Annotated in this window: 1 protein-coding gene; it reads right to left on the bottom strand. The window is 65.8% G+C overall.

The annotated features are described in order from the left end of the window. On the bottom strand, window positions 1-301 hold a 301-nt coding region (locus tag GSQ76_RS28360), incomplete at both ends, for a transposase (RefSeq protein ID WP_158747443.1).

Below are 301 nucleotides of genomic sequence, written 5' to 3'. Positions count from 1 at the left end.
ACAGCGCGTAGCGGATCGCCTTGGCCAAGTCGCTCTTGCCGCTGATCTTGTTGAGCGAGGTGTCCAGGAACGTCTTCAGTTGATCCAACAGCGGCGCGGCATGCTCGGCTCGCACGGCGCGGCGTCGCTCGGGCGCGACGCCGTTGACGCTGCTTTCGACAACGAACAGCGCAGCGATCTGCTCCAAAGCCTCGAGCGCGATCGGGGACGCTGTCGCGTGATGCACGTCGTAGAGCTTGCGGCGGAAGTGGCTCCAACAGGCGACCTCAATCAGCTGCCCGTTCCCGCCCGGGGTGGTCGG

It is taken from the genome of Acidisphaera sp. L21 (genome assembly GCF_009765685.1).
Classification (GTDB): Bacteria; Pseudomonadota; Alphaproteobacteria; order Acetobacterales; family Acetobacteraceae; genus LMUY01.
This window is presented reverse-complemented; position numbering and strand designations above follow the sequence as displayed.